Raw genomic sequence first — 246 nt, 5'->3', positions numbered from 1 at the left:
GTGTTGCACTGACTGGTCTAACAATGGCTGAACGTTTCCGTGACGAAGGTCGTGACGTTCTACTGTTCGTTGATAACATCTACCGTTACACGCTTGCTGGTACTGAAGTATCAGCTCTGCTAGGTCGTATGCCTTCAGCAGTAGGTTACCAGCCAACTCTTGCAGAAGAGATGGGTGTACTGCAGGAGCGTATCACGTCAACGAAATCTGGTTCTATCACGTCTGTACAGGCGGTATATGTACCAG

The 246-nt window shown here is 48.8% G+C and carries 1 pseudogene; it reads left to right on the top strand.

Annotation, left to right across the window (positions count from 1 at the left end):
• Window positions 1-246: pseudogene (locus A3773_RS17360) on the top strand (F0F1 ATP synthase subunit beta); the annotation flags it as partial.

Source organism: Neptuniibacter pectenicola (genome assembly GCF_001597735.1).
Classification (GTDB): domain Bacteria; phylum Pseudomonadota; class Gammaproteobacteria; order Pseudomonadales; family Balneatricaceae; genus Neptuniibacter; species Neptuniibacter pectenicola.
The sequence above is the reverse complement of the archived record's forward strand: the minus strand, read 5'-3'. Positions and strand labels throughout refer to the sequence as shown.